The sequence below is a fragment of the Leisingera sp. MMG026 genome, assembly GCF_021654205.1.
Classification (GTDB): Bacteria; Pseudomonadota; Alphaproteobacteria; order Rhodobacterales; family Rhodobacteraceae; genus Leisingera.
Genome location: NZ_JAKFZM010000179.1, coordinates 1 through 313 on the forward strand (window position 1 = coordinate 1; position 313 = coordinate 313).

The 313-nt window shown below is 58.1% G+C and carries 1 protein-coding gene; it reads left to right on the plus strand.

Annotation, left to right across the window (positions count from 1 at the left end):
• The coding region (locus L1069_RS24050; RefSeq protein ID WP_237457319.1) for a transposase at positions 1-300 on the plus strand (300 nt) is incomplete at its 5' end.
• Positions 301-313 lie beyond the last annotated feature (13 nt).

Consider the following 313-nt stretch of genomic DNA (forward strand, 5'->3'; position numbering starts at 1 on the left):
GACGTCGGTGCTTTCCTCGGCCTCACGCCGCGGCGGCATCAATCCGGAGACAAGGACTGGTCCGGACGGATATCGAAATGCGGAGACCGTGATCTGCGCAGATTGCTCTACTCCGCTGCAACCAGCTTGATCACCCAGGTCAGAAAGCCGTCAAAACTGCGCGTGTGGGCCAAGAAGCTGCAAGACCGAAAGGGCTTCAAGAAAGCTGCGCTGGCGGCATCCCGAAAACTCGCCGTCGTCATGATGTCCATCTGGCGCGACGGGACAGATTTCGAACCGGAAAAGGAGCTCATCACCTGACAACCAACTGAGA